This window comes from Hydrogenophaga sp. (genome assembly GCF_025699295.1).
Classification (GTDB): domain Bacteria; phylum Pseudomonadota; class Gammaproteobacteria; order Burkholderiales; family Burkholderiaceae_C; genus Hydrogenophaga.
The window spans coordinates 139,841-166,280 of sequence record NZ_JAILWB010000002.1; the positions used below are offsets into that span (position 1 = coordinate 139,841).

General features: G+C 57.2%; 20 protein-coding genes and 2 pseudogenes. 13 read left to right on the forward strand and 9 right to left on the reverse strand.

What is annotated here, in order from left to right; translation table 11 throughout:
• Positions 1-223: 223 nt before the first annotated feature.
• Positions 224-2,167 (reverse strand): annotated as a pseudogene (locus K5880_RS02245) (CusA/CzcA family heavy metal efflux RND transporter); the annotation flags it as partial.
• Positions 2,168-2,368: 201 nt separating this feature from the next.
• Here K5880_RS02245 and K5880_RS02250 point away from each other — a divergent pair.
• The 3 genes from K5880_RS02250 (at position 2,369) to K5880_RS02260 (ending at position 6,446) form a co-directional block, all read left to right on the forward strand.
• Entirely contained in the window at positions 2,369-3,613 is a 1,245-nt protein-coding gene (locus tag K5880_RS02250) for an integrase arm-type DNA-binding domain-containing protein (protein ID WP_297648168.1), read from the forward strand.
• A 1,169-nt stretch (positions 3,614-4,782) separates the two neighbouring features.
• Positions 4,783-5,082, forward strand: a complete 300-nt coding sequence (locus K5880_RS02255) for an AlpA family phage regulatory protein (protein WP_297648171.1) — start codon at positions 4,783-4,785, stop codon at positions 5,080-5,082.
• The gene (locus K5880_RS02260; protein ID WP_297648174.1) at positions 5,079-6,446 is read left to right on the forward strand and encodes a hypothetical protein; all 1,368 of its coding nucleotides are present in this window, start codon (positions 5,079-5,081) and stop codon (positions 6,444-6,446) included. Before K5880_RS02255 ends, K5880_RS02260 begins: the two co-directional genes overlap by 4 nt.
• Positions 6,447-6,456: 10 nt before the next feature.
• Here the strand turns inward: K5880_RS02260 and K5880_RS02265 are convergent, their stop codons facing one another.
• The 7 genes from K5880_RS02265 to K5880_RS02295 form a co-directional block, all read right to left on the reverse strand.
• Complete coding sequence (locus tag K5880_RS02265; RefSeq protein WP_297648177.1) at positions 6,457-7,248, reverse strand: hypothetical protein; 792 nt, start codon at positions 7,246-7,248, stop codon at positions 6,457-6,459.
• Positions 7,230-8,327 carry a hypothetical protein gene (locus K5880_RS02270; protein WP_297648180.1) on the reverse strand — a complete coding sequence of 366 codons (1,098 nt, stop codon included), beginning with the start codon at positions 8,325-8,327 and terminating at the stop codon, positions 7,230-7,232. Before K5880_RS02270 ends, K5880_RS02265 begins: the two co-directional genes overlap by 19 nt.
• Before the next feature lie 445 nt (positions 8,328-8,772).
• Positions 8,773-9,699, reverse strand: coding sequence for a hypothetical protein (locus K5880_RS02275; RefSeq protein WP_297648183.1), 927 nt, complete (start codon positions 9,697-9,699; stop codon positions 8,773-8,775).
• Between the two features lie 314 nt (positions 9,700-10,013).
• Complete coding sequence (locus tag K5880_RS02280; protein ID WP_297648186.1) at positions 10,014-11,108, reverse strand: lambda-exonuclease family protein; 1,095 nt, start codon at positions 11,106-11,108, stop codon at positions 10,014-10,016.
• A gap of 319 nt (positions 11,109-11,427) precedes the next feature.
• Positions 11,428-12,396: a DUF932 domain-containing protein gene (locus K5880_RS02285; protein ID WP_297648189.1), complete on the reverse strand. Its 969-nt coding sequence runs from the start codon at positions 12,394-12,396 to the stop codon at positions 11,428-11,430.
• Between the two features lie 954 nt (positions 12,397-13,350).
• Positions 13,351-13,728 carry a hypothetical protein gene (locus tag K5880_RS02290; RefSeq protein ID WP_297648192.1) on the reverse strand — a complete coding sequence of 126 codons (378 nt, stop codon included), beginning with the start codon at positions 13,726-13,728 and terminating at the stop codon, positions 13,351-13,353.
• A gap of 11 nt (positions 13,729-13,739) precedes the next feature.
• On the reverse strand, positions 13,740-14,063 hold the full coding sequence (locus tag K5880_RS02295; protein WP_297648195.1) for a hypothetical protein: 324 nt from the start codon (positions 14,061-14,063) through the stop codon (positions 13,740-13,742).
• Between the two features lie 151 nt (positions 14,064-14,214).
• Between K5880_RS02295 and K5880_RS02300 the strand changes: the two genes are divergently transcribed.
• The 7 genes and pseudogenes from K5880_RS02300 (at position 14,215) to istB (K5880_RS02330) (ending at position 22,839) form a co-directional block, all read left to right on the forward strand.
• A complete protein-coding gene (locus K5880_RS02300) occupies positions 14,215-14,490 on the forward strand; it encodes a helix-turn-helix transcriptional regulator (RefSeq protein ID WP_297648496.1) in 276 nt (91 codons plus the stop codon).
• 498 nt (positions 14,491-14,988) lie between these two features.
• On the forward strand, positions 14,989-17,850 hold the full coding sequence (locus tag K5880_RS02305) for a hypothetical protein (RefSeq protein WP_297648198.1): 2,862 nt from the start codon (positions 14,989-14,991) through the stop codon (positions 17,848-17,850).
• Entirely contained in the window at positions 17,851-18,300 is a 450-nt protein-coding gene (locus K5880_RS02310) for a response regulator (RefSeq protein WP_297648201.1), read from the forward strand.
• Positions 18,297-19,451 carry a hypothetical protein gene (locus tag K5880_RS02315; RefSeq protein WP_297648204.1) on the forward strand — a complete coding sequence of 385 codons (1,155 nt, stop codon included), beginning with the start codon at positions 18,297-18,299 and terminating at the stop codon, positions 19,449-19,451. Before K5880_RS02310 ends, K5880_RS02315 begins: the two co-directional genes overlap by 4 nt.
• Positions 19,452-19,829: 378 nt before the next feature.
• Positions 19,830-20,206, forward strand: a pseudogene (locus K5880_RS02320) (integrase); the annotation flags it as partial.
• 316 nt (positions 20,207-20,522) lie between these two features.
• On the forward strand, positions 20,523-22,067 hold the full coding sequence (istA, locus tag K5880_RS02325) for an IS21 family transposase (RefSeq protein ID WP_297648207.1): 1,545 nt from the start codon (positions 20,523-20,525) through the stop codon (positions 22,065-22,067).
• A 34-nt stretch (positions 22,068-22,101) separates the two neighbouring features.
• Positions 22,102-22,839, forward strand: coding sequence for an IS21-like element helper ATPase IstB (gene istB / locus K5880_RS02330; protein WP_297648210.1), 738 nt, complete (start codon positions 22,102-22,104; stop codon positions 22,837-22,839).
• Between the two features lie 126 nt (positions 22,840-22,965).
• On the opposite strand, the gene K5880_RS02335 is transcribed toward istB (K5880_RS02330), so the two are convergent.
• The gene (locus tag K5880_RS02335) at positions 22,966-23,229 is read right to left on the reverse strand and encodes a hypothetical protein (protein ID WP_297648212.1); all 264 of its coding nucleotides are present in this window, start codon (positions 23,227-23,229) and stop codon (positions 22,966-22,968) included.
• A gap of 292 nt (positions 23,230-23,521) precedes the next feature.
• Here K5880_RS02335 and istA (K5880_RS02340) point away from each other — a divergent pair, with 292 nt between their 5' ends.
• From istA (K5880_RS02340) to K5880_RS02350, 3 genes are all read left to right on the forward strand, one after another.
• Positions 23,522-25,117 carry an IS21 family transposase gene (gene istA / locus K5880_RS02340; protein WP_297648215.1) on the forward strand — a complete coding sequence of 532 codons (1,596 nt, stop codon included), beginning with the start codon at positions 23,522-23,524 and terminating at the stop codon, positions 25,115-25,117.
• Positions 25,114-25,872, forward strand: a complete 759-nt coding sequence (gene istB, locus K5880_RS02345) for an IS21-like element helper ATPase IstB (RefSeq protein WP_297648217.1) — start codon at positions 25,114-25,116, stop codon at positions 25,870-25,872. Before istA (K5880_RS02340) ends, istB (K5880_RS02345) begins: the two co-directional genes overlap by 4 nt.
• A 93-nt stretch (positions 25,873-25,965) precedes the next feature.
• Positions 25,966-26,349 carry a hypothetical protein gene (locus tag K5880_RS02350; protein ID WP_297648219.1) on the forward strand — a complete coding sequence of 128 codons (384 nt, stop codon included), beginning with the start codon at positions 25,966-25,968 and terminating at the stop codon, positions 26,347-26,349.
• Positions 26,350-26,440: the final 91 nt, after the last annotated feature.

Consider the following 26,440-nt stretch of genomic DNA (forward strand, 5'->3'; position numbering starts at 1 on the left):
ATCAGTCCTTTGTGAACACTCGACAGTAAATAGAGCCCGCTCTGGTCAAACCTTGCGTGTGGTTTGACGACAAGAGTCGCCACTCTATAGCGGACGATGACCTTTTTGGTGCTCTGTTTCTCCTGGAGAAAGCCAGTTGTTCAGGGTGCAAAAACCTGTGGTGCGCGCGCATCAAACTCGATGCCATCAAGACTCAAGTGATGCTCGCGCACAACCGAGTCGGCTACCTCCCGCGCCGCCGCATCAACCGATACACCGCCGGTATCACCAGCATGGACAGCAGCGGCGCACTGATCATCCCTCCCACCATCGGTGCGGCAATGCGCTGCATCACCTCGCTGCCCGTGCCGTTGCCCCAGAACAGCGGCAGCAGGCCCGCCACGATCACGGCCACGGTCATGGCCTTGGGGCGCACTCGCAGGACCGCGCCCTCGCGGATTGCGTCCAGGAGATCGGCATCGGTGTCCTGACCAACGGCCTCGCGTGCCGCCCAGGCCTGTTTCAGGTAGAGCAGCATGATCACGCCGAACTCGGCCGCCACGCCGGCCAGCGCGATGAAGCCCACCGCGCTGGCCACCGAGAGGTTGTGTCCCAGTGCCCACAGCAGCCACACGCCGCCCACCAGCGCGAACGGCAGTGTGGTCATGATCAGCAGCGCTTCGTCGAAGCGCCGGAAGGTGAGGTACAGCAGCACTAAGATGATCAGCAGCGTGAACGGCACCACCAGCTTGAGCTGGGCGGCGGCCCGCTCCAGGAACTCGAACTGACCCGACCACGACACCGAATAGCCGGCCGGCAGATCCACCTGCTCGGCCACCACGTGCTGCATCTCCTTCACTGCACCACGCAGATCGCGCCCACGGATGTCTACGTACACGAAACCGGCCAGCCGGGCGTTCTCGCTGCGCAGCATGGGCGGACCGTCCGAGATGGCGATGCGGGCGACGTCCGACAGCACCAGGCGCTGGCCCCTGGGGCTCACGATGGGCAGGGCGCGCAGGGCCTCCAGCGAATCACGCAGTTCGCGCGGGTAGCGCAGGTTGATGGCATAGCGCTGCAGGCCTTCGACGGTCTGTCCGACCTCCATGCCACCCACCGCACCCGCGACCACGTCCTGCACGTCGGCGATGTTCAGGCCGTAGCGCGCCGCGTCATCGCGCCGGATGTCCACGTCGATGTAGCGCCCGCCGGTCAGGCGCTCGGCCAGCGCGCTGCTGACCCCAGGGACCTGCTTGATGGCGGCCTCGATCTGACCTGTGAGGCGGTCGATGGTGGCCAGGTCGGTGCCTGCCACCTTCACGCCCACGGGACTTTTGATGCCGGTGGCGAGCATGTCAATGCGGTTGCGGATCGGTGGTACCCAGATGTTGGACAGGCCGGGCACACGCACCGTGCGGTCCAGTTCTTCGACCAGCTTGTCGGGCGTCATGCCGGCGCGCCACTGGCTGCGCGGCTTGAACTGGATGGTGGTCTCGAACATCTCCAGCGGTGCCGGGTCGGTGGCGCTGTCCGAGCGGCCCGCCTTGCCGTAGACGCTGAGCACCTCGGGCACGGTCTTGATCAGTCGGTCGGTCTGCTGCAGCAACTCGGCGGCCTTGCCGGCCGACAGACCGGGCAGCGCGGTCGGCATGTACAGCAGGTCCCCCTCGTCCAGCCGGGGCATGAACTCGGCACCGATGTGCTTGAGCGGCCACAGGCTGGCCAGCAGCAGCACGGTGGCCACCACCAGCGTCAGCTTCGGTGCCCGCAACACCGCGTTCAGGCAGGGGCGGTAGAGCGCGATCAGCAGCCGGTTCAAGGGGTTGGAGTGTTCATCGGGGATGCGGCCCCGTATCAGGTAGCCCATCAACACCGGGATCAGCGTGACGGCCAGCCCTGCCGCTGCCGCCATGGCATAGGTCTTGGTGTAGGCCAGGGGAGCGAACAGCCTTCCTTCTTGCGCCTGCAGCGTGAACACCGGGATGAAGCTCAGCGTGATGATCAGCAGAGAAAAGAACAGCGCGGGCCCGACCTCTGCGGCCGCCTCACCAATCACGCGCCAGCGCGGTTCGCCCGAGAGGACCTGCCCCGGGTGCTCATGGCCCCAACGCTCCAGGTGCTTGTGCGCGTTCTCGATCATCACCACCGCAGCGTCCACCATCGCACCGATGGCGATCGCGATGCCCCCAGCTCCACCACTACAACGTCCAAAGGCGTTCACTGAAGTCCAGTGAACGCCTTTTTTCTTAGGAAAATCAACAATTTACTGTGTTTTTTGTCCATGGATGTCCAATGAGAGCTATGGCTTGAAGGGGGTGTGACAGGGGGTGCAAACTGCGATACGCTTCCAGATCCACCAAGATGTACCCCCTTTTTTGGAGCTTTCCCCGTGCTGACAGACATGCAATGCCGTAATGCCAAGTGCCCGCCAGATCGCAGGCAGGCGCGCTTCACTGACTCTGGTGGGCTGTACTTGCAAGTCAGTCCTGCTGGCTCCAAGCGATGGTTCTACAAGTACCGTATGCAGAACAAGGAAAAGCAGTTGGCTCTGGGGAGCTATCCAGACGTTGGTTTGATGGCTGCTCGGCGAGCAAGGGATGCTGCCCGGCTGCAAAAGGCTGATGGGGTTGATCCAGTACAAGCCCGAAGGATCGAAAGGCTCAAAGGTGTGAGCCTGGACGGAGCAACATTCAAAGAAGTTGCGCTTGAATGGCATGTCAAACAGCTTCCGAAATGGAGTCCAGGTCATGCGGATCGAACCAAGCGACAGCTGGAGCGTGATCTTTTCCCCTGGCTGAACGCTCGACCCATGGCTGCTATCGAGCCCATGGAACTGCTGGCGGTGCTGCAGAAAATCGAGGGACGTGGTGCGGTCGAGACTGCTGATAGAGCTTTGATGCTGGTCCGGCAGATCTACGAGTACTGGCTGCCCACCGCCAGCAAAGAGCAGCGCAACATCACCGAGGGATTGAAGAAGCGCCTTACTCCGTACAGAGGAACCAATTTCCCTGCCATCGTGGAGCCTTTACGCTTTGGTGAGTTGCTGAGGGCCATGTATGCCTACAAAGGCGGGTTGGTCGTGCGCACGGCGTTGCTGATTGCCCCCATCCTGTACCAGCGCCCAGGCAACTTGAGGATGATGGAGTGGGCCGAATTGGATCTGGATGCCGCGGTGTGGACTATTCCCAGCGTCAAGATGAAGCGGACTGTTGATGAAAAGGAGCATGGCGAGCCGCACGTGGTGCCCCTGCCAATCCAGGTCGTGACGCTTTTGCGAGAGTTGCAGCCTTTGACTGGTCATGGCCGTTTTGTGTTTCCCGGGCAGCGTGATCATGACCGTCCCATGTCCGATAACTCGGTTCGCAGTGCACTCTATAGCCTGGGCTTCGGTAAGGATCAGAGTTGGCATGGTTTTCGGGCCAGTGCTCGCACGATGATGGTTGACGAGTTGGATCTTGATCCACTCGCGATTGAAGCGAATCTGGCCCACGCTGTGAAAGACTCCAATGGTCGGAGCTACAACCGCACTCAGTACCTAAAAAAGCGCTTCTCGCAGATCCAGCAGTGGGCTGACTACCTGGATAGGTTGCGTGTAGGGGCGACCGTTGTTCCGCTACTTGCGCGAGCCGGATAGATTGCAGCGTTCAGAAAAATTGATAACCCCTCGACTCTTTGACTCATTTATTCATGCAACTCGATGTCCTTGGTTAGGGGAGGCGCGAAGGGAAAGAGGAGTGACTTCATTTCTGAATAAAGCGCACTCAAGGATTGGTGTGGGTGTGCCTTGCTGTACTCATCGAAGATTTCCAGGTTTTTCGATATTGCATTGCCCAAATTCTGCAAGGCGCAAGATGCCTAATATATCAACTCATTTTTTCTCTCGATGCGCGTAGGTCCGTTGAGTGAGTGCATAAATAAGATATATACAAAGGATTGAGCTTCCAGAGGCCATCTCTTGTGAGCTTCAAACTGAATTTGATAAAGACAAATTACCTAAACGTTTAGCGGTGCGTTCTTGGGGGGCTAATTCACTCGTGAGTGGGCCGTGGAGCAATGCTGCCAAGCGCAGTTATCCCCTGCACCTGCGGCGTGAGTTTCTGGACTGTTGAGCATCGCTCTTGGTAATAGCGTTTGGGTGCGGAACTTCATAAGTTTTCTTGGTGGCACACGGAGGACCGAAGTACTGATAGTTCGGGCAATAGCTGGCGAAGAGGGGTCAAGTGGAAAACTTCCCGCGTACCCAATTCTCTCTTTTTCGGCGAAAAGCGGCTGGTATTGCGCAGCGTACCAGTATGTGGCAATAGAGGTCTCTTGCTGATGGCAAGCATGCACGGCGCTCACAATCGACCTGGTTGCCGGACTCTAAATCACATGCGCATTACCTCGACATAAGTCCCCCGTCTGGGTCGACTTGGTTCTGCTGGTTCCTCGGGTTGGAAAAAAAGCTATGCAAGGCAAGAAGTTATGCCTCGTCTGCACATGCGACGGCTGCGAGTGCATCAGTGCATCGCTGGTGACGGAGTACGGCGGTGCTTCTATTGGCTTGTCTGTTTGGGCATAAGTCGCGACCACCGCTCTAAACGGCAGCGACCGGGCCTCGCTGCAGTGTGATGGACGACGTGCTGGAGTCGATCAGGAGTGATGTCACAGCAGTTCACGGGGTCTCTTTGGTGAAAGAGAAAATGTTAAATAAAAACAATGGTAAACCATTATATTTCATCCCAATGTAAAAAAAAACAGCAGCTTGAAATCGCGTGGCTGTGCTGAGCTCCCTACAGTTCAGGGGCACCCCATGGTGGGGTGATGAAGGAGTTCAAAAAAATGTCCAGCTCACCAGTCCGGCGGCCCCCGGACACCTCTGAAAATCGAATCTTGCGTGTGACCCCCTCCGCCGAACATCTGGGGATTTCGCGACAGCTGCTTTACAGAAAGCTCAGTCCCGCAGACCCTTTGTTTGATCCAGACTTTCCCAAGCCGATCAAGCTTTCTGCGCGAGCGACGGGCTTTTTGGAGTGTGAACTCAACGAGTGGTTGCAGATTAAGCGTCAAAAAACCGAGCGTAAACTGCCGACCAAAAGAACCGTTAAAGAGAGGGCAAAGTGAATAGCAATAGCCGTACCCATTGGCGTCGATCTAAAGACGGTAGTGCTTTTCTACGAGTTCCCCTCAGCCTTTCTGGGTCGATTACTCTTAGGGAAGCAATTGAAGAAAAACGTGCGTATTACGAGATGAACGATCATGGTGGGTTCATGTGTCAAATATCAGAAGAGTTTGACTATTGGAACGCGGTTGAGCACGTAGATAATAATTTAAGGAAATTTCTGAAGCATGGTCAGTATGAAAAAGTAGGATGCGAAGAAATAAGAGGGTATGGTCGGCGACCTGTATTAAGAATTTTGGCGTCGGACTTGATCAAAAATGTTCTAGGGTTGGATGTGTACACCTTGGAGAGAATTAGAGGAATTTTTGGCGGTTGCGAGTTTTCTCCACTTGTGGAGAGGTTTCTAAAAATCTCCAGTAATATGAGTGGATATTTCACATTGACAGGTGCATATTTGCCGCATGACGCAGTGCTGTCGAATGTCAGGCGGATGAACGAACAGCTGGATAAAATCCGGCATGAACTGAGCGAAATTTCAGTTCAGAGATCAGACAAAAACTGGTTATCTGCTGCAAAGAAAAATATCAGGTCAGCTCGGTATTTTGTAAATAAATTGAGCCTGAACAATCTGCAAGTTATTCAGTTGGAGTTGGGGTATAAAAACCCAGATCCTGACCGATCCCTGAACACCCAAGGAAAGTTGAATGCAAGTGGGTTGAACGAAAATACTGTGCGGGCTGATCGTGAAAAATGGGTAAGAAAAATAAAGGCCAAATATCGAGGTGAATGGATTGGTTGCCTCTGGAGAATAGAGTACTCTCCACAGCGAGGTTATGTGATTCATGTACATGTGTTCTTGCATGCACGTTCAGGTATTGGTGACGTTATAGATGGAATGGCGATGGGGCAGATATGGGTAGATGCTATAAATAATGGGCAAGGGGTCTATATGTGCCTCAACCGCATAAAAGGCCGTGTTCTCGAAAATGGTATCGGCTATTTGTCGAATGATGCTGATACGAAAAGGCGGCTGCTTTGGAGGTCCATTGGTCGCCGCTTGCTCTTGGACTCTGTGCTGCGGCCAGACGTCATCCGTGGAGGACGCAATTTTGGGCACTCACAGTCCAAGGTTGAACGCCCTGCAAAACGGATGACATCCCTAGAGCGCTACCTGGAGCAGACCCCTGATGCGAAACTCAGGCAGTCGTTGAAAATGAAGTCACTTGAACAAGCCGATCCGGAAGACGCTGCAAGTTGCAAGGGCCCTCGATCTGTCGTAACGAGAACGATACGGGTTGGACCATTTGCCTCATCGGCAGATTATATCGAGCCTATGAATTTCTCAGATGGGAGTGACTGGGGTTGATCCACGAGATTTAAAAGTCATCATCGTCTTCTTCGTCACTCTCTTCCTCCTCACTGTTTGCCGGTGTAAATACCTCTAGAAATGGGACGTTAAAACCCGATTTTTTTGGGGATTCTCCTCTTCTTATAACTTCCTCGAGCGCTAAAAAGTGTTTCTTGAACTCATCATCCCTGTGAATCCAAAGATTGACATTATTGATGATGGATTCTATTTCGCATGATGGTTGAATTCTTCCATCCTCTATGATTTTTTGTATTTCTGGTATGCATGCATCAACAATCTTTGATCGTGACATATGTTGCTCAGAAGGGGTGAACCCGTAAACTCCAAGGAGAACAGCCTGTTTGGTCGAGTCTGTTGAGAGTTGTGAGGTTTTTTTGAAGGCATCTTTATATTTTTCTGATTGAGTTCGTGTTAGTTGGTATTCAACTATTCCTTTCTTCTCGTGAGCTTGAAGAAGCCAACGCAAGGCTTCCTTGTGATCAACTTTGTGGAGGCAGTAATATCGACTGAGCCGTGCAGCGCTTGCAATGGCGTCAGGTACGTTTCTAAAAACGGATTTCTTCGATCGATACCAGTGATAGCCTGATTTGTAGCTCTCAAAAATCTCAATTTCTTTTTCAATATTGATTAAATCAATAGCTGGCTCGAAAGGATCTGCAGAGTAGCTAAAAGTCACTCCGAAATGCTTGTCATTAATTTTTGAAATCAATTCAATTCGAAGAAGGAAATCCCGGATCTCTTCGATTTTTTCCAGATAAAGTTTGTTGATTGAATCGATTTCTATCGTGCTTCCTGACATGGGTTTATATCCTTTCGAGTTCTTCCTGCATTAGATCTTTCTGGTATTCGACTCATAGCTATTGTGTGAGTTCTCGCGCAGCCCTTTTGCTTGAGATGCTGATCTGCCTTCATCAGGTATTCAAGGTTTTTTCTCAAAGCATCGCGCCTCTCGGCGTCGTTGTGATTGATCTGTCCAACGCCGATGCCGTGTCCCAGTGTCTCATATCTTTTGGGGTTCTTGTTGCTGTTCCAGTACTGCCCTTGACCATCTGTGATGAAAGCTTCCCAATATTGACCAATCTTCTCTGCGACTAAGATGTCTTGATTGGTCTGTGTTGAGTAAGCGATCAACAGATGAACATGCAGCCCCACGGAAATTCCATCTTCAATTTTCCAAACATACCCGTTGATGCCTTTCAGAAGCTTATTGTTTCGTCTGTTGTTCAGCAGATTTTTTAGATGCTCTTGTATCAACTCCAATGTGGTCACAGATCTAAACTGCTCTTTGTAGCTCAGGGTCAATGAAATCACTAAATGCCGAGATCGCCATCTGAACAGTTCTGACTCCCATGTCAGGACCTTTGCCTTTCTTCGAAGAGCATTGCGCTGATGTCCTTGTAGCTTTCTTTGGTACGAATTCGAATGGCAGATGCTGCGTATTACCTTGATCAGTTCATTAAAGACCTGAGCATTCGTTGTCTTGCCATCAGGAAGACAGACTTCAGTGGATTTTCCAAAGCTCATGAATCGAGGGTCTATGCCGATCTTCTCGCAAGCTTGATAGAAAGCCTCCACCTTCGGGCTGTAAACGAATCTCTCTGAGTAGGCATCAAGGCATTCGTTGATTTTCCAGTAGTAGCCTTCCAGACGGTTGCCTCGTGCTGGAGCTGTTTTTATGATTGTACTTGAATCATCAAAAGCCACGCTGTTGGATTGATTGATTTCATCCACAAAGGATTCAATGGTAGAGAGTGCGGAAATAGGGTGTCTGGATTCATGAATGATGATCCTGTTTTTTTCGTTGACTGTTGATTTTTCAACGTGATGATCTTCTTGAAGACTGATGTAGAAATCCGAAATTTCTTTCTTGCTTTTCATGATAAATTGTGTATTGAACTTTAATCTTTGTAAGGTGTTTAAGATATGGGTGGCGTCTATGGCTCTTTAGGTTGATGCTTGTCTTGGAGTCTTTGGGTTCGTTTATTCTTGATGTTCTTTGTATTTCATATAAAGCAATATTGAATCGATCGTCATGGTTGTTGTTTAAAAAGAACTGCTGTGAGTAATAGTCTTTGATTGTTGAGAATCCTTGTTCTGGGTTGTTGTGCGTATTTATGACGCATAGTATTGATGGTGGGTTTTCGAATTGAGAGCCTATGGCGATTAATTCACGGTGAATTTATCCAAAAAAAATATCTGTCACTCAGCAGTGAGCTGTCTTGAAAAGACAGCCCCTGCGGTGAAATCAGATGGATCTATAAAGTCCGTAGCTTCTGGCTGGAGCAATTCCTCGCGACAATGAACGAGGTTCGCTGGACGAGCATCAGGGGCGCGTGTTCACCTGCTGGTGTTTGCGTTGCAGCTTGTTGGCCAGGACTGCTTGCCCAGCCAGGACTGTTTGTTCGCAGTCGTTGCTGAATGCGGCTCGATCTTCTTGCTCAGGTTTTTCGCTGGTGGGGTAGAACTCTTCGAGAACGGCCATGCCTTCTTCCTCGGATTCCTCAAACGCACCCAGCGCTAGGCCCTCAAGTGCAGCTTGGTCGAGCAGGTCTTGTCGCAGACCCGCCTGAACGCGCCGTGTTTTCTCGTCACAAGCCTCCTGCACGATCTCCATGAGCGTGTTGCCTTGGGGGATCGTCACATCCACGTAGTAGATCGGAGCCCGGTGCGAAAGCGCGGTGCTCTTGCCACGCAGCTTCAACTCCAGCCGCATGCACGAGAGTCTGTCGCCCGAGACCGCCTGGAAATACCGCAGGCGGGTCATCAAGGTGCGGATGCTGTTGAAGCCGGTGGTTCTGAACACAAAGCACCCGAGGTCATCGTCATCGCCGATGCGCACATGCAACCGTCCGTAGGGCTTGCAACTGCCCTCGACACCCAGCGGGCAGCCCATTGGTGTCGGGCAGGGCAGGGACTGAATGCCGGCGGAGCTGGAGCGCCGGCAGGTTTGCCCATCCCCGACACACACTGGGCGGCCTGAACGCCGATCGAAGAGGGTGTAGTTGGCCCGGAAGCTCAGGTCCGGGTTGTCGAACAGCAGCCGGATGGGAATGCTGCGCAGCTTGTGCTCCGGGGTCTTGCGCAAGCTGGTGTCCAGCGGATGGAGCAGCCAGCCGTCCTTGCCCTGGATCTGGGTGGTGATGGTGAACCCGTCGTCCTTTTGCGGCAGGCGCTTGCCGTTGCGCTCGAGGACGTGGCCGATGCTGATGCGGCCGAGGATGGGGGGTGTGAGGGCGAGACCCTTGAGCATGACAAAAATCCTTAAAAAAACTTAGGAGGCCCAGCACGTGAACGCCAGGCCGAAGGTGGGAACAACAAAAGAAAACCCCCGACCTCCACACGGGGAGATCGGGGGCAGGGCGGGTGTGACGGGATGGCGGTGGATTGAGAGGGAAGATCGAAGCAGCCGTTGGTGGCGAACACCGAGGGTGGCGCTCAGGCTTTGTCGGGAAATTTTTACTGTTGCATCCCCATACTGTGAATAGAACCCCACGACCGTGGCTCAACGTGTCAGCCGGCTCGCAAGTGGTCCCAACGGAGCTGTCTCATCTGTGTCGCCAGTGGTTACGCTGGCGGCATGGGTGCGTCGGTATCGGTTGCCCCTTGCGAGACGCCTGTCTTCGCTTCGCCCATGACCTCCGTCTTTTCAGACTGTGACACCTGCGTCTCTGTGCCCTCGGGTGAGAGGCCATGGGCCTGCACCATGAAGCGCCGCCCACCCGCCTTGGGCTTGCGGTAGCGCTGGGCGATCTGCGGGTGCTCGCGTGCCAGGCGCTGCGCATCGATCACGGAGCTGTCCTTGGTCTTCTTCCAGGTGACAGAACCTTGTTCGAACAGCACCTTGGTGGCCTCGCCCATGCGCTGCTGCAAACTTTGGCGCAGTTGGGCTTCCAGTGCTTCGAACTTGCCCACCTGTTGGCGCGCGGCCAGCAAGTCCGAGAACAACGCTGAGAACACCAAATCGCCGGAGAGATCCAGCGTCGCACCACGGTCCGAGGGAAACATCGTCAGCAAGGCATGGGCCGAAGATTCGGATCCATCCGCAGGCGGAGGCCGGTCTTCCTTCACATGGCGCCAGAAACCGGCCTCCAGGTCGATCAGGTGGCGGATCATTACCTCGTCGCGCTCTATCCTATGGATCTGCAATTCCTGTCCGCCGAGCAGAACGGCCACATCCGCGGCTTGTTTGCCTGTGACGGCCAACTGGTGTAGCACTTGCAATTGCACGTATTCGGGCACGCCGTCTTGCCACAGGCGCGAGCCTTGAATGCCCGCGGTCTTGCACTCCAGGATCTGGACATCCGGGGCGCCGTGCACCTCACGATCGATGTTGGCCAACATCCAGGGGTGGTCTGGGTGTTGCAGCACCGCGTTGACACGGCGCACCCGGTTGCCCGTGCGCTTGGTGTAGTGGGCAGCGACGATGGGCTCCAACAGCGTGCCCCAGTACAGCGGACCCTCTTCGTCGGATGGTGCGTTACCTGGAGTGGCATCTGATGCACGGTCCGAGGTGTTGGCCGATGCGTTGCCGGCAGATCGTCCTGTCTTCTCCAGCCACAGTTGCAGGGGCGATTTGTAGGGATGCAGGCCAACGGCTGCGGCGGCGTCGGAGCTGCCAATGCCTTGCTGACGCACCTGCAACCATTGTTCACGGGGCATCTGATCTGTCTTGACCAATCTGAGCGCCGCTCGGCTGCGCGCAGGACGGGGTTGCACATCGGGGGATCCGTGTGGGTCGGGATATGGCATGAGAGAACTCCTCGGTGGATGCCCTCGCATCGAAGGCTGTGAATGAAAAGAACGCTGCACACAGAGCGCAGACAAGAAAGGGGTGAGCTGAAGAAAGGAAGATGAAGAAAGGACGACCCATGGCGTCATGGGTCAGACGAGAGAGAGCCCCCATCCGGCCCTGCACCGGCCGGATGGGGTTTGTGCCGGCTCAAGCCGTAGGCCGGTCTTCAGTGGCCAGTGACGGTGCTCAACTGACCAGTTGCAAGGCCTGATCGAGGGCGCGCTGCTTGATGAGCGAGCCCTGGCCGAACCAGGCGCTGTCCAGCCGGTACTCGGCGTTGCGGGCGCGGCGCTCGTGATCCACGTACTCGGTGACCGCGCTGAGCAGCCCCCAGGCGGTGCCTTGCGCAGCCGCCAGCTCGGCACCGCGGCCGTGCCCATCAAAAAGGGCCTGGACTTTCTTGAGTGCCCGCTCGTTGGTCAGCCGTGCGTTCGGATCGGTCTGCAACTCGGGCTGGCACAGCACCTTCAGAAAGAAGTTCATCGACTCGTGCGTCTTGACCTTGCGTTCCGAGAGCGTCTTCATGCGGTACATGAAGCTGTCCCACTGCGTCACGGCCACGCCCAACTGGCGCTTGACCGCCTGCGCATCGAAGCTCGTGCTGTGTGGCACCTTGATCGCCTGGGCTGCGCCGTTGAGGGCGACCGACAGCGTGTTGTGGCACACCACGCGCACCGTGGTTGGCGTTGCGGTGGTGGCCAGCGTTCCGTCGCACGAAGTGGCCAACAGCAGATAGCCCTTGACCACGTCGTTGCCTTTGAGCGCGGTTTCTTTGCCGGTGCGCGCCAGTGCCCAGAACTTGCGTCCACCTTTGAGCACGCCGGCGGTCTCCAGCTCAAACCCCGAGACTTCGGTGAGATCGCGGTAGAACTCCAACACCTCCTTGGGCTGCACCACCTGGTAGCGGTCGCTGACCACGGATAGGGCCGACTTGGTGTCGCTGCGGTAGAGCACCTTCTGATCGTCAAAGGACATGATCGAACCCAGCGATCCCGCTTCCTGGGCCATGTAGCGCACGGGTGTCTGGCAGATGGACCAGTTCATGCCGGCCTTCTCGGCCCAGACGTCGATGGATTGTTTGGGGGGCAATTGGTGACCCAGCTCGTGCCAGGGTGCTTGGCCGACATAGGCCATGGAATGGATCTGATGAGCCATGAGAAAGAACTCCTTTGGATGTTGAAAATTGCTGAGAAGAGGGGGGAGAAAGAGCGGATAGAGCGGATGCACCGCAATGAAGGAAAGGGGTGAGCGAGAGAGCGGAAATGGCAGTCACAAGGCCCCAGAAACGACAAAGACCTCCGAAGAGGCCTGTTGAAGCTGAGATGTGAAGCGAGGGCAGGGGGCTACGCCTGTAGGGCCCATCACTCGCTGAACTGGTCGGCGCGATGGTCTGACCAGCCTTGTCTGGTGCCGTCCTCGTCATCGAGGCTGTCCATCGATGGTGGAGATCTGGCGCTGTTCCCGAAACTGAAGCCGCAGGAGTGGCAAAGCCACCGCTGCAGCACGCGGTCATCGAGCTCTTGACCCAGCGCGGAGCCGATGCGGCAACCCGTTGTTGCACTGGCCAACGCCCCGATCACGGCGCCAGCGACGGTTTGCACCGCCAGCCAGCCGCTGGGAAGCTCGCTCTCGGATCGAGCTTGCCCGTTCACGCAGCCAGCCGCTGCACCACAGGCCGCGCCGGCCATAGCCCCCAGCGCACCGCCGACACGTCGGGCGATGTACCGGGGTGAGGTCTGGGGGCTGTTGCACAGAGGGCAGGGGGTATCGGGCCAAGACGCAGGCGGGCTTGGATGACGGTCGCTCAAGAAGGCCATCACCGGTGCTCATAGGGCAGGGCAATGTGCTGGCGCGGGCGCTGTTGGCGCCATGCTGTCTGTGCACGCTGATCGTTTGCGCAGACGCAAGCTCGCTTGCCAGAGGCAGGCCGCAAGCACGCCCAGACCAAAAACCATGACGAAGGCCGCCAGGTGATCCAGTGGGGAGGGGATGTTGTGCATGGATGGGGATCCTTTCTGAACAGAAATGAAAAAAGGCCCATGAAGGGCCTTTGCGGAGGGAGGGACAGACGCGAGGCGTATGTGTCCCAGCGGGGAATGTCCCCGGGAGTTATTGCCGAGGAACGAGCTGGTCAAACAGGCGCTGCGCCTCTGGCGGCAACTCCCTGTTGGTGGGCTTGATGCCCAGCACGCTCTCAGCGCAGTGGATGGTTTGGGCGTGGACCTGGCTGACGAAGGTCAGGCGCCGTTCTTCATCGCTTGGGTTGCTTGCGAGCAGCTTGGCTGATCGGATCAGCCTGGGCTCTTCGACCACGCATTGGCACATGGCTTTGGGAGCGCCGGTTTGTGTACAGCCATTCTTGATCTGGCTCATGATCAGCTTGGCTTCTCGATCTTCCTGGCTGCTGCAGGCCAGCAAGGTCAAAGAGAGCGCAACGGGCAATACGAGCTTGGGCCAGCGGGAGGCGGCAGCTTGTGGGGTCATCATGATCGCGATCCTCACCTCATCACGAAGCCAATGCCCAGGCCCATGCCGATGAACATACCGATGAATTGAGGGCCGATCATCCAGAACAGCTTGGTTTTGATGATCGAGGTCATTCCACCGGTGGTGAAGAAACCACTGGGCAGGGCAAAGCGGCGAATGGACTCCCCAATGGCCGCGCCGACGATGCCCAGCGCGGTGCCGAGGAGCACCGCAAAGGCCTTGGTGAAGAAGCTGGCCAGTAAGACCCGTGGAGCTTCGTTGAAGATCATCATGAAGGAGCCTATGGCGAAGGCGACTGAGCCCCAGATCAGGGCGAAACGTTGGTTTTCTGTCATGGTGAGCAAATCATTGGGTTTGTTGGTTGTGGATAAAGGTTGAGATGAGAGATACAGATGGGAATCAATATGTGAAGCAAACTCCGTAGATGTAAATATATCAAAAAGACACCATGAGGTGGTGTCAAGAAAACCCGTCGGACCCGATCACCTGCCCAGTGCCAAGGCAAGCACCCGGGAGGTGCTTGCCTACTGGATCCGGCTCAAGAGGGTGCAGAAGGGGTGGTCGCAGGAGCGGCTAGCTCTGGAGTGCGAACTGGATCGCACATACGTCTCTGCTGTGGAGAGGTGCCGCTGGAATGTGTCGCTGTCCAACATGGAGAAATTGGCAGAGGCACTGAATATGCCTTTGTGGGCAATGCTGCTAAACCCTCGGGTTTCACACGAGGTCGTGATGAGTCTGCTGGAAGATGCTCGTAAAGAGTGAGCAAGCAGGAGAGTTGTTCAGACTCATTGCCGTGATATGTGTCTGAAAAATCTTTGGATCACTTTTCTTTTGGCTGGTGAAATGCCGCCCAGATATGCAGCTGAGAGATTTGGTCGATGTGAGGCAGTGAGTCCGGTTTAGGCTGGGTGCTGTCGGTCAGGTTGGGCCACCCAATGACGGAAGTCGCCGATAGCTGACATTGGCCAACGTGCGAGGTGAGTGATCGCGACTGGCCAGAAGCCGTCGTCATCGTGTCCATCTTCGCCGGGGCAAGCTAGATGCGGACGCTGCAGCAGGCCTATAGGTCTGTTCAGGGTGGTGCCGCCCGGCGGCCAACAGGCAGCATCCCGGACACTAGAGCGCCGACTCAGAAATCGAATGCCGCGAGGTGAAGTCTCGGCGAAGGTACTCATCGCCGCCCTCTCGCTTGAGCGGTACTGCTCGTTAACACCGGCCACATAATGCAGCGTCAGCTGAAGTTCATAAGAAGGACACGTGGTGAAGAGCAATACTGAGATAGCTAGTCTGGCAACTGCGAAGGCGCGCAATCTGGTGCGAGGGATGATTTCCAACCCCGATCCAGCGCACGTCTTGCGAGCACTCGAGAAAATCCGGTCGAAATGCTCGGAGGCCGAATTTCGCCAAGCTTTGTTAGTGCTCCGCGAAAGCGAGATTTTTCGCCAGAGCGCAATTGGACGCGACTTCAATCGCGAATTTCCACGGCTAGTGAATGGAGCTGTCGCCTCAACTATCAAACCGACAGATGTTTTGTCAAAGATCGGGGCGAAAGCTAGCCGGCTTGCAGAGCTTGTGAGCATTTCTGGTGACATCCTCCGCCTCATCTCTGCCCACGATTATTCGGGTGCAATCAAGCAATGCCGCAAACTCTTTAAAAACGGGGGCGCCTCAGTCGCCGCCCTACGGTACCTTCATTTCATCCGTAACCGCGTTGTTTCGAATCAAGATCTGATGCAGCACGTTGATGAGATCCTTCTCGACGCCTCAATTGAAAATGTCAAATACATCGCCACAGTCATTCGAGAGCTGAGCAGCAGCAAGACAGACTACTTTAACATCACGAATCGCATCCGGAAGGCAGACTTGAGCGTCAGCGTCACTATCGCTCGCACTTTTATCGATCCGATACCGAGATCTCCCGTCGAATTTGAGGCCGCGCTCAATAGCTACTACTACGTGTCTCTGTTCGACGCGTTTCTGTACATGGCTCGACTTCAGCAGCTGCAACTCTCATTCAGCCCCGGTTTGAATGGGTCGCTATTCGACCGCTTTCTCGCCCTGAACGAAATACAGCTCGACGTCACGCAGCTATTCAAGGACGATCAATTGGCGGCAGGCTTGGATCTCTTCCGGGAGAGTTTTCTACTGCCGGAATTAAACGCATTATTCCTCTACCGCACCGTGCACGGTGCTCTATTCAACACGGTAGAGCGGAAGGAGGACGCCCGCACCACATATGAGAGGCGACTGCTTGCTAATTATTTCGCAGCAGTAAACACCATCGCCGACATCGGGAGCGAAACCGTCTCTCCAGATTTCCGCACGGACAGATATGTTCGAACGGAGGCCTGCCACTTTCAAAATTCGACTGCCTTGATTTATTTGCTTGAACGGCAAGATGGCGACATAAATCACAATGAAGTAGATTTCGTCAGACTGATGTCGCGAACGAGAGATATCGGGATCATTTGCCCGCAGCAGCATCTTGAAAATATTAAGTTCAATGCACAAACGGCAGAGTTGAAGATTGTTGCGTGCGCCCTTTCGCACATTAAGCAGCGGAGTCAGCTCAAGGAACACGAACTTCGGGCTGTGCTCCAGGCTGCTGCAGCGAACCAATTTTCCGGTAAATACACGGCATTGCTCAATCATGTCTATGCCATCTCCCCCGCAGTTGCCGAGCATCTCGTGCAATTTAGCGACGAGACGTTCTTGAGTAAGCTCTTTCAGATTATGGGGAGCCCTAATGCCGCAATTGAAGAGCGGGCGAGCATCTTGGAGTGGTACGGAAATAAGACAGGAGACACGGGGTATTTAGACCGCGCGAAAAACCTGCGCATTGACGTGCAGATTAACAAGGAGCGCGGGACAATTGATGACTCCAGAATATACGTCGACCCGTTGAAGTTTACCCAGTGGGTCAGCAATCAGGTTCTAGATCAGTTCGCGATCTTGCTTGAATCCCTCCCCAAGCCGATCGAGCCACAGCTCGTGCCCTTGGCATGGGACAAGGTAAAGACAGGAGTTACGACATACGAGCAGCTGGGCAGCCTTATTGTTCAGTGCTACGAGGAGTTTTGCTCCAACAAGGTACACGGGATTTCTTCATACCTTGGGAGACGTATTCGCCACGGCACCTTAAAGAACACCAGCTACAACGATGTAGTCAAATTTCAGAACGACGAGAGGTTTGCAAAGCTTTTCGAGGTACATGAGTTTGCATCTGCTTATCGTGACTGGCTCCGGAACTACGAACAAGTTCTTGATGATCTTCGAGACAAATACTTATATATCCACACCAAGACCAAACCGGACGGTCTCATTTTCCTCGACTTCCCCTCAAGCGGAAAGCGGCTCGCAGCGACGCATCTCTTGCATGACATCCTGAAGTCCTTCGCGGTGAACAACTCTGCTGTAGAACTGCCGTACATCATCTTGGAGTACTGTTGGCGAATTGTCGAGGAAGATCTCGCCGCAATTCGTAAGTTTGTCATGGAAAAGAAGGCGCAGTATGGAGTGTTCAGGGCACCGATCGCAGCGTCTCAGAAGATCAGACATCGTGATTTGCAGGACTTTTCTCAAGAACTCAACTCGGTAGCTGTCGAACGATTTCGGACGATTGAACTCTGGTTCAACAAACCATCCATTGCCTCCCCGAGCGCGGACATCGCCTTATTGTTCAAGGCAGTCGTCTCGGAGATCAAAGGCCAGTTTCCCGATTTCCACCCAGCACTCGCCGTGGATGACCAGGGGTTCATGCTAAATGGGGGCGTGTACCATGTGATTTACGACGCGCTGTTTATCCTAATCTATAATGCCGCGCAAAAGGGCAAGGCCGACGGCACCTTAAAAATGGATCTCGACTTGAATGAAGCGGATGGGAAGAAATTGATCAATATCAGGGTGGAGTCCGAGCTCATGCCTGGTGAAGAGATCAGCAAAGTAGCACACTCCATCAATGCGGCGCTTCAGGAGGATTGCGAGGATGCGCTAGTTATTGAGGGCCGCAGCGGCATAAAGAAGCTCCGCCGGATGGAGCAAGCGGGCTACATCAGGAACGTATCGTATACCTTCTCTCCCCGCACGGTCATCGCCTCATTTTCCTTTGCCTTGGACTACTAGATGAAAATACTTATCGTCGAAGACGATTCTTATAAGTACTCAAAGGTCCGGGCATTCCTGCAGGATCTGATTGCCCAGAGTGAATTCATTCACAAGGATAGTGTGCATGGCGCTGTACTTTACTTACGAAGCGAAAAACCAGATCTAGTCATCCTAGACATGTCGCTCCCAAGCCATTCTCTGGTGGCCGGCCAGGGTAGTCCCGTCTCCATGCCTGCGGGTGGCATCGAAGTCATCATGGAACTCAAACTCTTAGGCAAGACCGATATTCACATAGTGGTTCTCACTCAATATCCAAACGTTGAGATCGAGGATGAATATTATTCAATACCGCAGTCCCAAGAACTTATACGCGAGCTTTATGGAATGGAGCGCATAGAAGTCATATACTACGACAATGAGTCAGCAGATTGGAGCGTAAAACTTAGAGGAGCGCTGCTACCGATATGAAGTACTTGCTAATCGAAGATCTCGACGCAAAGGCCGACGAGATTTCAGCGTATTTAAGAAGTATTGACGACGCGGCGCAGATAGATCGCGTCGACAACCTTGGCGAAGCCCGACATCGCCTCTTGGTCAATGAGTACGAACTCATCATTTTTGACATCTATTTACCGTTGACCAAAGGGGAGTCGGAGCAAGACGTCTCGAGTGAAATCCTTGCGGATTTTGCGCGCAGCAGAAACTATCACGCTGAGGCTATTGCTGTTACGAAGTACTCCGACCGGGGTCTGCAGCGATCTCGACTGTTTAATGACAACGGCGTGACCGTTGTGGAATTCTCGGAATCGGATGGGCAATGGCGCGAAAGTCTTCTTCAGAAAGTGAGGAAGATTCAGTCTTCTCGAAGATTGGATTTTATTGTTTTCTGCGCCTTGACCAAGGAGCGCAGCGCTTATCAAAATACAGAAGCCGACCTCGGTGAGCACATGCAGATCGGCGGCTTGAACTGCCAGGAGCTTTCGGTGGGTAACTACCAAGGCATGTGCATCACGCCGTCGCGTATGGGACTGGTAAACATGGCCATCGCGTGCACTAAAGCGATCGAACTTTTCCGCCCAAAGATTGTTGCAATGAGCGGCATTTGTGCGGGGGTTTTAGGCGAGTCAAAATACTTGGACATTGTTGTAGGCCAAGTATGCTGGGAATATCAGACCGGCAAATTCAAGGACGGGAAGTTCAAGCAGGAGCCTTATCAAGTCCCCATGAAATCGCTATTCAAGACCGAACTCGAACAGCTAGCGGAGCAGCCTGCTTTCGTTACCGGGTTGAAGCAGGGGCTATTCGACACGGAACTTAAAGAAAGCGGAGTCCATGTTGCTCCAATATCGTCCGGCTCAGTAGTGATCGCAGATTCTGCGCGCATGACAGAGATTGGTGAGCAGCACAGGAAATGGGCAGCCCTCGAAATGGAGATGTACTCTCTGTACGAGGCTGCCTCGCAATCGGTAGTCGAGCCGCTATTTTTTGGCGCGAAAGCAGTCGTGGATATGGGCGACCAAGGGAAGGCGGATGCTTTACACGCCACCGCGTGCACGCTCTCAGCGAGATTTGTTGTTGAAGTTCTGAAGCGAAAGCTCCCTCAGCTCGTGAGAGGATGATTGCGGATGCATAGAGATTGCACGTTGCCGCGCTCGAGCCGGAGTTCTACTTGCGGTAGGCAGGCGATGTGCCCAGTGGCGACATTGCCTTACGCTTGTGCGCTCGGCAGATGCGAAGCTTGTGTAAATGGCACACGCCCAAGATGACGTGACGTGTCAACGGCCGCGACTTCGCGTGACAAACAGTACCAAGCTTTGATCCGGAGGCGCGGCGATCACCAAGCTGGAGCTTGTGAGCTACCACATTGCGGTGGCCGACGGTGACTTGCGTGGCGCGGGGGCCGGCCGTGCGTGCTGGTGCGCTACCCGAGCGGCATCCACAGAGAGTTCTTCTTCCAGAGCGCGCGCCAGCGATGCGGCCTCTCAGGGCTTGGAGGTGGTGCAAATCCACTTTCACCTCGGGTCGATGCCTGCCTGGAGATGGGGGCGACGCGCGCTACTGTCATGCAGCACAAGACACAGCGCCCCCTGCAGTTCGATTTCTCTTCCCCAGCGGGCTCCACGATTCGCCTCATCTCGCAATCCGGCAGTACGCACAGGGTCCTTCACCACTGGGTTGATGACCTAGGATTGGACCGCGCCGACGATGGCATGTACTCGATCCGCCGGGCGCAGGCGACATTGATTTATCGGCGCACTAAGAACCTTGCGCCGTGCAACTGCTCCTCGGGCACTCCAAGCTGGACTCGACGGTAAGGTACTTCGGCAACGATGTCGATGATGCTCTTGAGATCTCAGAGCAGACGAGAATATGAGGAAAGCGCAAGCGACCGAGTCTGTCTTTGTTTTGGTACGGTCGCGCTCCATGTCGGCTACCGCACGCCGACTTGGGCAATGTCGGTAACACCTTGGATTCCGGTTGTTGGCACCGCAATTGGGTGGATAGCTTGCGTATTCCACGCGATGGCGGACACGATTCCATGCTGATGGCGGACAGTGTTCCAGCGTGATGGCGGACACCGTTCCACGCTGAAGGCGGACAGCATTCCAAACTGATGGCGGACACCTGCGGGGTGTTCTGAGTGACCCGAACGCGGCATACGCTGCCCGGTTTTTTGACCGGAACCAGCGATGCCCACACCCAGGGTCACCATGAGCAAACTACGACACACACTGCAACTGCTGCACGGCGGGGCCTTGAGCACCCGTCAAATCGCTGCCGCCCTCGGCATCTCCAAGTCCACCGTCAGCGACATTGCCAGCTACGCCCGCGCCGCCGGCGTGGACTGGGCGCTGGCCCAGAGCCTGAGCGACGAAGAACTGCAGGCGCGGCTGTACCGGCCACCGGTGGCACGCGAGTCGCGCCACCTCGAACCCGACCACGCCCACATCCACCGCGAGCTGCGCCGACCCGGCGTGACCCTGCAGTTGCTTTGGGAGGAATACCAGCAGCAGCACGGCGGGCAGGCGTACAAGTACAGCGCCTTCTGCGAGAAGTACAAGGCCTGGGCCCGGCGCCTGCAGCGCTCCATGCGCCAGACCCACACGGGCGGTGACAAGCTCTTTGTGGATTACGCCGGCCAGACGGTGCCCGTCGTGGATGCCCAGACCGGCGAGATACGCCAGGCCCAGGTCTTTGTGGCCGTGCTGGGCGCATCGAACTACACCTATGCCTGCGCCACCACCAGCCAGAAGGCCACCGACTGGGCCGCTAGCATCATCGCCACGCTGGAGTTCATCGGCGGCGTGCCCCGCCTGCTGGTGCCCGACCAGCCGCGCGCCCTCATGGCCCGCCCCGACCGCTACGAGCCCACCGCGCACCGCCTGCTCGAAGAACTCTCGGCGCACTACAGCCTGGCCGTGATGCCCGCACGCCCGGCCAAGCCACGCGACAAACCCAAGGTCGAAGTCGCCGTGCAGGTGGTCGAGCGCTGGATTCTGGCGAGGCTGCGCCACCAGAGCTTCTTCAGCCTGGCCGAGCTCAACCGGGCCATCACCGCCTTGCTGGTGGACTTGAACCAGCGCGCGTTCAAGAAGCTGCCGGGCAACCGCGCCAGCGCCTTTGCCGAGCTCGACCGGCCAGCCCTGCGCCCCCTGCCGGCGGTGCGCATGCTCATCGCCCGCTTCAAACCCGCCCGCGTCAACATCGACTACCACGTCGAGCTCGATGGCCACTACTACTCGGTGCCCCACGCCCTGGTCGGCCAGATGGTGGAACTGCGCATCACCGCCACCACGGTGGAAGTGCTGCACGCCAGCAAACGGGTGGCCGCCCACGCCCTCAATCCCCGCCGGGGTGCACACACCACCACACCCGAGCACATGCCGGCCTCGCACCGGGCGCACCTGCAGTGGACGCCGGCCAAGCTCATCGCCTGGGGCGAGCGTGTGGGTGCGGCCACCGCCGCCGTGGTGCGCTGGCAGATGGAGCATCGCCAGCACCCCGAGCAGGGCTACCGCTCCTGTCTGGGCCTGATGCGGCTGGGCCGTGAGTATGGAGCTGACCGGCTGGAGGCGGCCTGCGCGCGGGCGCAGTCGATTCGCTCACCGTCCTACAAGAGCATCGCCTCCATCCTCGGCTGCGGCCTGGACCAGCGGCCGCTGGATGCGCCCATCGCCACGCAAGCCAACCTGCCGCTGCACGAGAACGTGCGCGGGCCGGGCTACTACCACTGACACCCCGATACAGACAAAGAAAGCACCAACGACCATGCTCAACGAACAGACCTTGAACCAACTGCGCGCCCTGCGCCTGGACGGCATGGTGGCCGCCCTGAACGACGCAGCCACCCACATCACAGCCAGCGAACTGCCCTTTGAACAACGCCTGGCGCTGCTGGTGCAGCGCGAGGTGGACTGGCGCGACAGCAAGCGCCTGGAGCGCCTGCTCAAGACCGCGCGCCTGAAGGTCTCCAGTGCCTGCCTGGAGGACATCGACTGGCGCACCAGCCGGGGCCTGAGCCGGGAGGTCATCACCAGCCTGGCCGGCGGGGACTGGCTGCGCCATGGTCACAACGTGCTGCTCACCGGCGCCACCGGTTGCGGCAAGACGTGGCTGGCCTGCGCACTGGGGCAGCAGGCTGCGCGCCTGGGCTTCTCGGTGCTCTACACCCGCGCGCCACGGCTGCTGCAGGAGCTGCACGTGGCCCATGGCGATGGCAGCCTGGGCAAACGGCTGGCGCAACTGGCGCGGCTGGACCTGCTCATCCTGGACGACTTCGGTATTGCGCCGATTGCCGCGCACGAGCGAAACGACCTGCTGGAGTTGCTGGACGACCGCGTAGGCACGCGCTCGACGCTCATCACCAGCCAGTTGCCGGTGACGGCCTGGCACGCCTGGCTGGACGAGCCTACGCTGGCCGACGCCATCCTGGACCGCATCGTGCACGGCTCGCACAAGATAGCCCTCAAGGGCGAGTCGATGAGAAAGCTCGCCAAGACCGCTTGAGCCGGCCGCGCCGACCGCCGTTCCACGCTGATGGCGGACACTTCGGCTACGATTTGTAGCGTCACTCAGGACACCCGCGCAACGTGTCCGCCATCGCATGGAACGCTGTCCGCGATGGGAATGGAATCACTGTCCGCCATCAGTGGAATGCGCAGATAGCTCAATGACCGTATTGAAGTCGAGACCTCGCAATTGGCGTCCTCCGTCGACCGACAGCAATCGCTGCGGAGCGGCCGATGACTTGGCTATGCCGGCTTGAGGCTGTACTGGGCCACTCGATGTTGAGTCATGTGCGGTGGTGACGTTCATCAGCAGCCATTCGATGCTCCAGGAAAGGTACGACTGCACTACCGCCGAAAGGAAACATTGGTCAGCCTCGATACTTTCCATTTTTCTCTCCGTCTCTGCACTGTGTTTGTCCTTCGCTGCACCCAAAAGCTACTTGACCGGCTGAGTTCAAAGCCTGATCCTGAGACGGCACCGCCGGACACAGTCCTCGGCGATTGGTACGCCAATCTGATCCGCGTTCCCCGGCGGCCACCCAAAGTGCTCCACTTATGGCCACCCAAACTGCTCCACCTGGCCGCGGTGATCTGACGCATTGAGCCCGGTGCGTCGGGCGCCGTGAGGCCCGACAGGCAGGACGTTACTTTCTGCTCCCTTATCCCGAGGGAGCCCGAGGTTGAACGTCTTGAAGCCACATCTACAAACCACCATTTGGACGCTGCTCAAGGGCGGCGCCACACAGCGCGAGATCGAACGCATCACCGGCATCTCGCGCCACACCATCCGCTCGTATCAGCAGCGCTTTGCCGCCGATCCTGCAAACTGCCCCGGGGTGGCCACCGACTCTCCCAGTCAAACTGCTCCACCCTGGCCACCGACCCCGACGCCGGTTGCAACACCGGTGGCCACCTCCCGGTGCGAACCCCATCGCGCCTTCATCGATGCCCAGTTGCGCCTGGGGCGCAATGCCACCGCCATCTACCAGGACCTGGTGGACCTGCACGGCTTCGATGGCGCCTACAACTCCGTCAAGCGCTTCGTGGCCCGACTGCGCCATAAGGAGCCCGAGCAGTTCGATCGCCTCTCGTTCGCTCCCGGCGAAGAGATGCAGGTCGACTACGGCGAGGGCGCGCCCACCCGCGTGCCCGGCACCGAGCGCTGGCGCAAACCTCGCCTGTTTGTGGCCACGCTGCGTTACTCGCGGCGCAGCTTCCGCCGTGTGGTCTGGAATTCCGGCCAGCAGGTCTGGGCCGAGCTGCACGAGCAGGCCTGGCGCTACTTCGGTGGCTCTGCCCGGTACGTGGTGCTCGACAACCTCAAGGAGGGTGTTTTGAAGCCCGACCTGTACGAGCCCTCACTCAATCCGGTCTATGCCGCCACGCTGGCCCACTACGAGGTGGTGGCCGACCCGGCTCGGGTGCGTGACCCCAACCGCAAGGGCACGGTGGAGAACGCTATTCAGCACACCCAGGCCACCGCGCTCAAGGGCCGGCGCTTCGAGACGATCGAAGAGCAGAACGCCTTTCTGGAGCACTGGGAAGCGAAGTGGGCGGCCTCTCGCATCCATGGCGCCGAGCGCCGCCAGGTGCAGGCCATGTTCGAGGAGGAGCGCGCCCACCTGCAGCCACTGCCCTTGACCGGCATGCAGTACTTCAGCGAGGTGCAGCGCACGGTCTGCGACGACAGTTGCGTGCGCATCGACCACAGCAGCTACGCAGCCCGCCCGGCGGTGATTGGCACCAAGGTGCTGGTGCGGATCTTTGAGCGGCGCATCGAGGTCCGTGACCTGCGCACCCAGGCTTTGCTGCGCACCCACGCCCGCGTGGAGCGACCTGGCACTGTGGTGTTGCCCATGGCCGAGCGCGTGTTCAACCCCTCGCGCGAGACCCGCTTCATCCTCAGCCAGGCGCGGGCCATCGGCCCCCAGGCAGCACGGCTGTGCGAGATGCTGTTCGCCATCGAAGGCCGAGTCGGCCAGCGCAAGCTCTGGGGCGTCGTCAACCTGGCGCGTCGCTACCCGCACCGTTTCATCGACGCGGCCTGTGGCGCCGCCATGGAGCAAGGGGTTCACAGCTACCGCCACGTCAAGGCGCTGACCGAGCGGCTCGTCGCCGATGCCCTGGCGGCCCTGGAAGCCGTCTGCCCAGCACCGTCGGCCTCGGCATCAACGCTGACCCAGCAACACGCACTCATCCGCAGTGCCGATGAATACGGCGACCTGTTCACGCACGCCGCCACCGCCACCCAATCCTGCGAGAGCACCCAGCCATGAACATGAACGAGATCGAACGCGCCCTGCGCGAATTGCGCCTCTCCGGCATCGCCGAGACCTTGTCCACCCGTGTGATGCAGGCACAGGCCGCCCAGCAACCCTTCTTGGAGACCTTCGCCGCCATGCTTCAAGATGAGTTGGACCGGCGCCGCTCTCGCCTGACCGAGCGCCGCTTCAAACGCTCGGGTCTGGATGATCGCCCCTCGCTGGCGGACTTCGACTGGCGTTTCAACCCAAAGCTGCCGCGCAGCGCCTGCTTCGAGTTGCACACCCTGAAGTTCATCGGCGAGGGCGCCAACGCGCTGATCATCGGCAAGCCCGGCACCGGCAAGAGCCATGTGGCCAAGGCCGTGGCCTACCAGGCCACGCTGCAAGGCTACGACGTGCGCTACGTGGAGGCCGATACCGAGTTCGCCCGCTACGGGCTGGCCAGCACACAAGAGCAGGCTGAGCAGCTCAAGGCCTGGGTCGAGCCGGACCTGCTGGTGCTAGACGATCTGTTCCTGGCCCGGCGCATCGCCGACATCAGTGCCGAACTCTTGCAGGTCATCGTCCACCAGCGCTACAAGCTGCGCCGCGCCATCGTCATCACATCCAACCGCGTGGTGCAGGACTGGGGCAAATACCTGGGTGACGCCACCATGGCCACCACCATCCTGGACCGTCTCATGCACCGATGCGCGATGCTGGAGTTCGAGGGCAAGAGCTACCGACTGAAGGAGGCCGCCTCACGCATCGCCGTCGCGCCCGTATAGTTCCCATCCGACCGTCCTGCCTGGAGCAGTTTGACTGGCCATAAGTGGAGCAGTTTGGGGTGGCCATCAGGGCGCGTTGGCCGAATCCAGGTTGTGCTCGCTGTCAGCGAACGAAGCTTGCTGCCCGTAGTGGTACCAGCACGGGATAGTCGAACCCTCGTTCAGCGACTGTGCAAGGTCCTGGAGCCGATCCTCACCGAAATCGGCGTTTCAGCGGACGAGGCCGCTGCCGAGCGCTATGCGATGCAACGTTGGGCAGTTGGAAAGACGGCAAATCGCAGAGTCCTCGGATCGCTCAACGACTTGGCATTTCAGCTTCAAGTCGGACTGCTCAACTACCCGGATCGAACGCTGACGGCGCAATCGCTTTGGTTGGCCAAGACGCCCCTGAAGGTTATCGACTACGGTGCACCCGACCAAGCCACACTCGCTGCGTTCGCTGCTTACCGGGCGCTGCAGGCGGCCATCGGCCGGTGACAGCTTCACTTCTGACGCGAGCAGCAAGTTTCGACCCGTTGTAGCCGCACAAAGTTCAGAACTCGCCGACGCGGAGCGGTCAGCCACAAGC

Excerpts from the sequence above, each read along its gene's own strand:
- K5880_RS02255 (WP_297648171.1), top strand. The coding sequence starts at position 4,783 with ATGAAGGAGTTCAAAAAAATGTCCAGCTCACCAGTCCGGCGGCCCCCG.
- K5880_RS02265 (WP_297648177.1), bottom strand. The coding sequence starts at position 7,248 with ATGTCAGGAAGCACGATAGAAATCGATTCAATCAACAAACTTTATCTG.
- K5880_RS02270 (WP_297648180.1), bottom strand. The coding sequence starts at position 8,327 with ATGAAAAGCAAGAAAGAAATTTCGGATTTCTACATCAGTCTTCAAGAA.
- K5880_RS02275 (WP_297648183.1), bottom strand. The coding sequence starts at position 9,699 with ATGCTCAAGGGTCTCGCCCTCACACCCCCCATCCTCGGCCGCATCAGC.
- K5880_RS02280 (WP_297648186.1), bottom strand. The coding sequence starts at position 11,108 with ATGCCCCGTGAACAATGGTTGCAGGTGCGTCAGCAAGGCATTGGCAGC.
- K5880_RS02285 (WP_297648189.1), bottom strand. The coding sequence starts at position 12,396 with ATGGCTCATCAGATCCATTCCATGGCCTATGTCGGCCAAGCACCCTGG.
- K5880_RS02290 (WP_297648192.1), bottom strand. The coding sequence starts at position 13,728 with ATGATGACCCCACAAGCTGCCGCCTCCCGCTGGCCCAAGCTCGTATTG.
- K5880_RS02295 (WP_297648195.1), bottom strand. The coding sequence starts at position 14,063 with ATGACAGAAAACCAACGTTTCGCCCTGATCTGGGGCTCAGTCGCCTTC.
- K5880_RS02310 (WP_297648201.1), top strand. The coding sequence starts at position 17,851 with ATGAAAATACTTATCGTCGAAGACGATTCTTATAAGTACTCAAAGGTC.
- K5880_RS02315 (WP_297648204.1), top strand. The coding sequence starts at position 18,297 with ATGAAGTACTTGCTAATCGAAGATCTCGACGCAAAGGCCGACGAGATT.
- istA (WP_297648207.1), top strand. The coding sequence starts at position 20,523 with ATGCCCACACCCAGGGTCACCATGAGCAAACTACGACACACACTGCAA.
- istB (WP_297648210.1), top strand. The coding sequence starts at position 22,102 with ATGCTCAACGAACAGACCTTGAACCAACTGCGCGCCCTGCGCCTGGAC.
- K5880_RS02335 (WP_297648212.1), bottom strand. The coding sequence starts at position 23,229 with ATGGAAAGTATCGAGGCTGACCAATGTTTCCTTTCGGCGGTAGTGCAG.
- istB (WP_297648217.1), top strand. The coding sequence starts at position 25,114 with ATGAACATGAACGAGATCGAACGCGCCCTGCGCGAATTGCGCCTCTCC.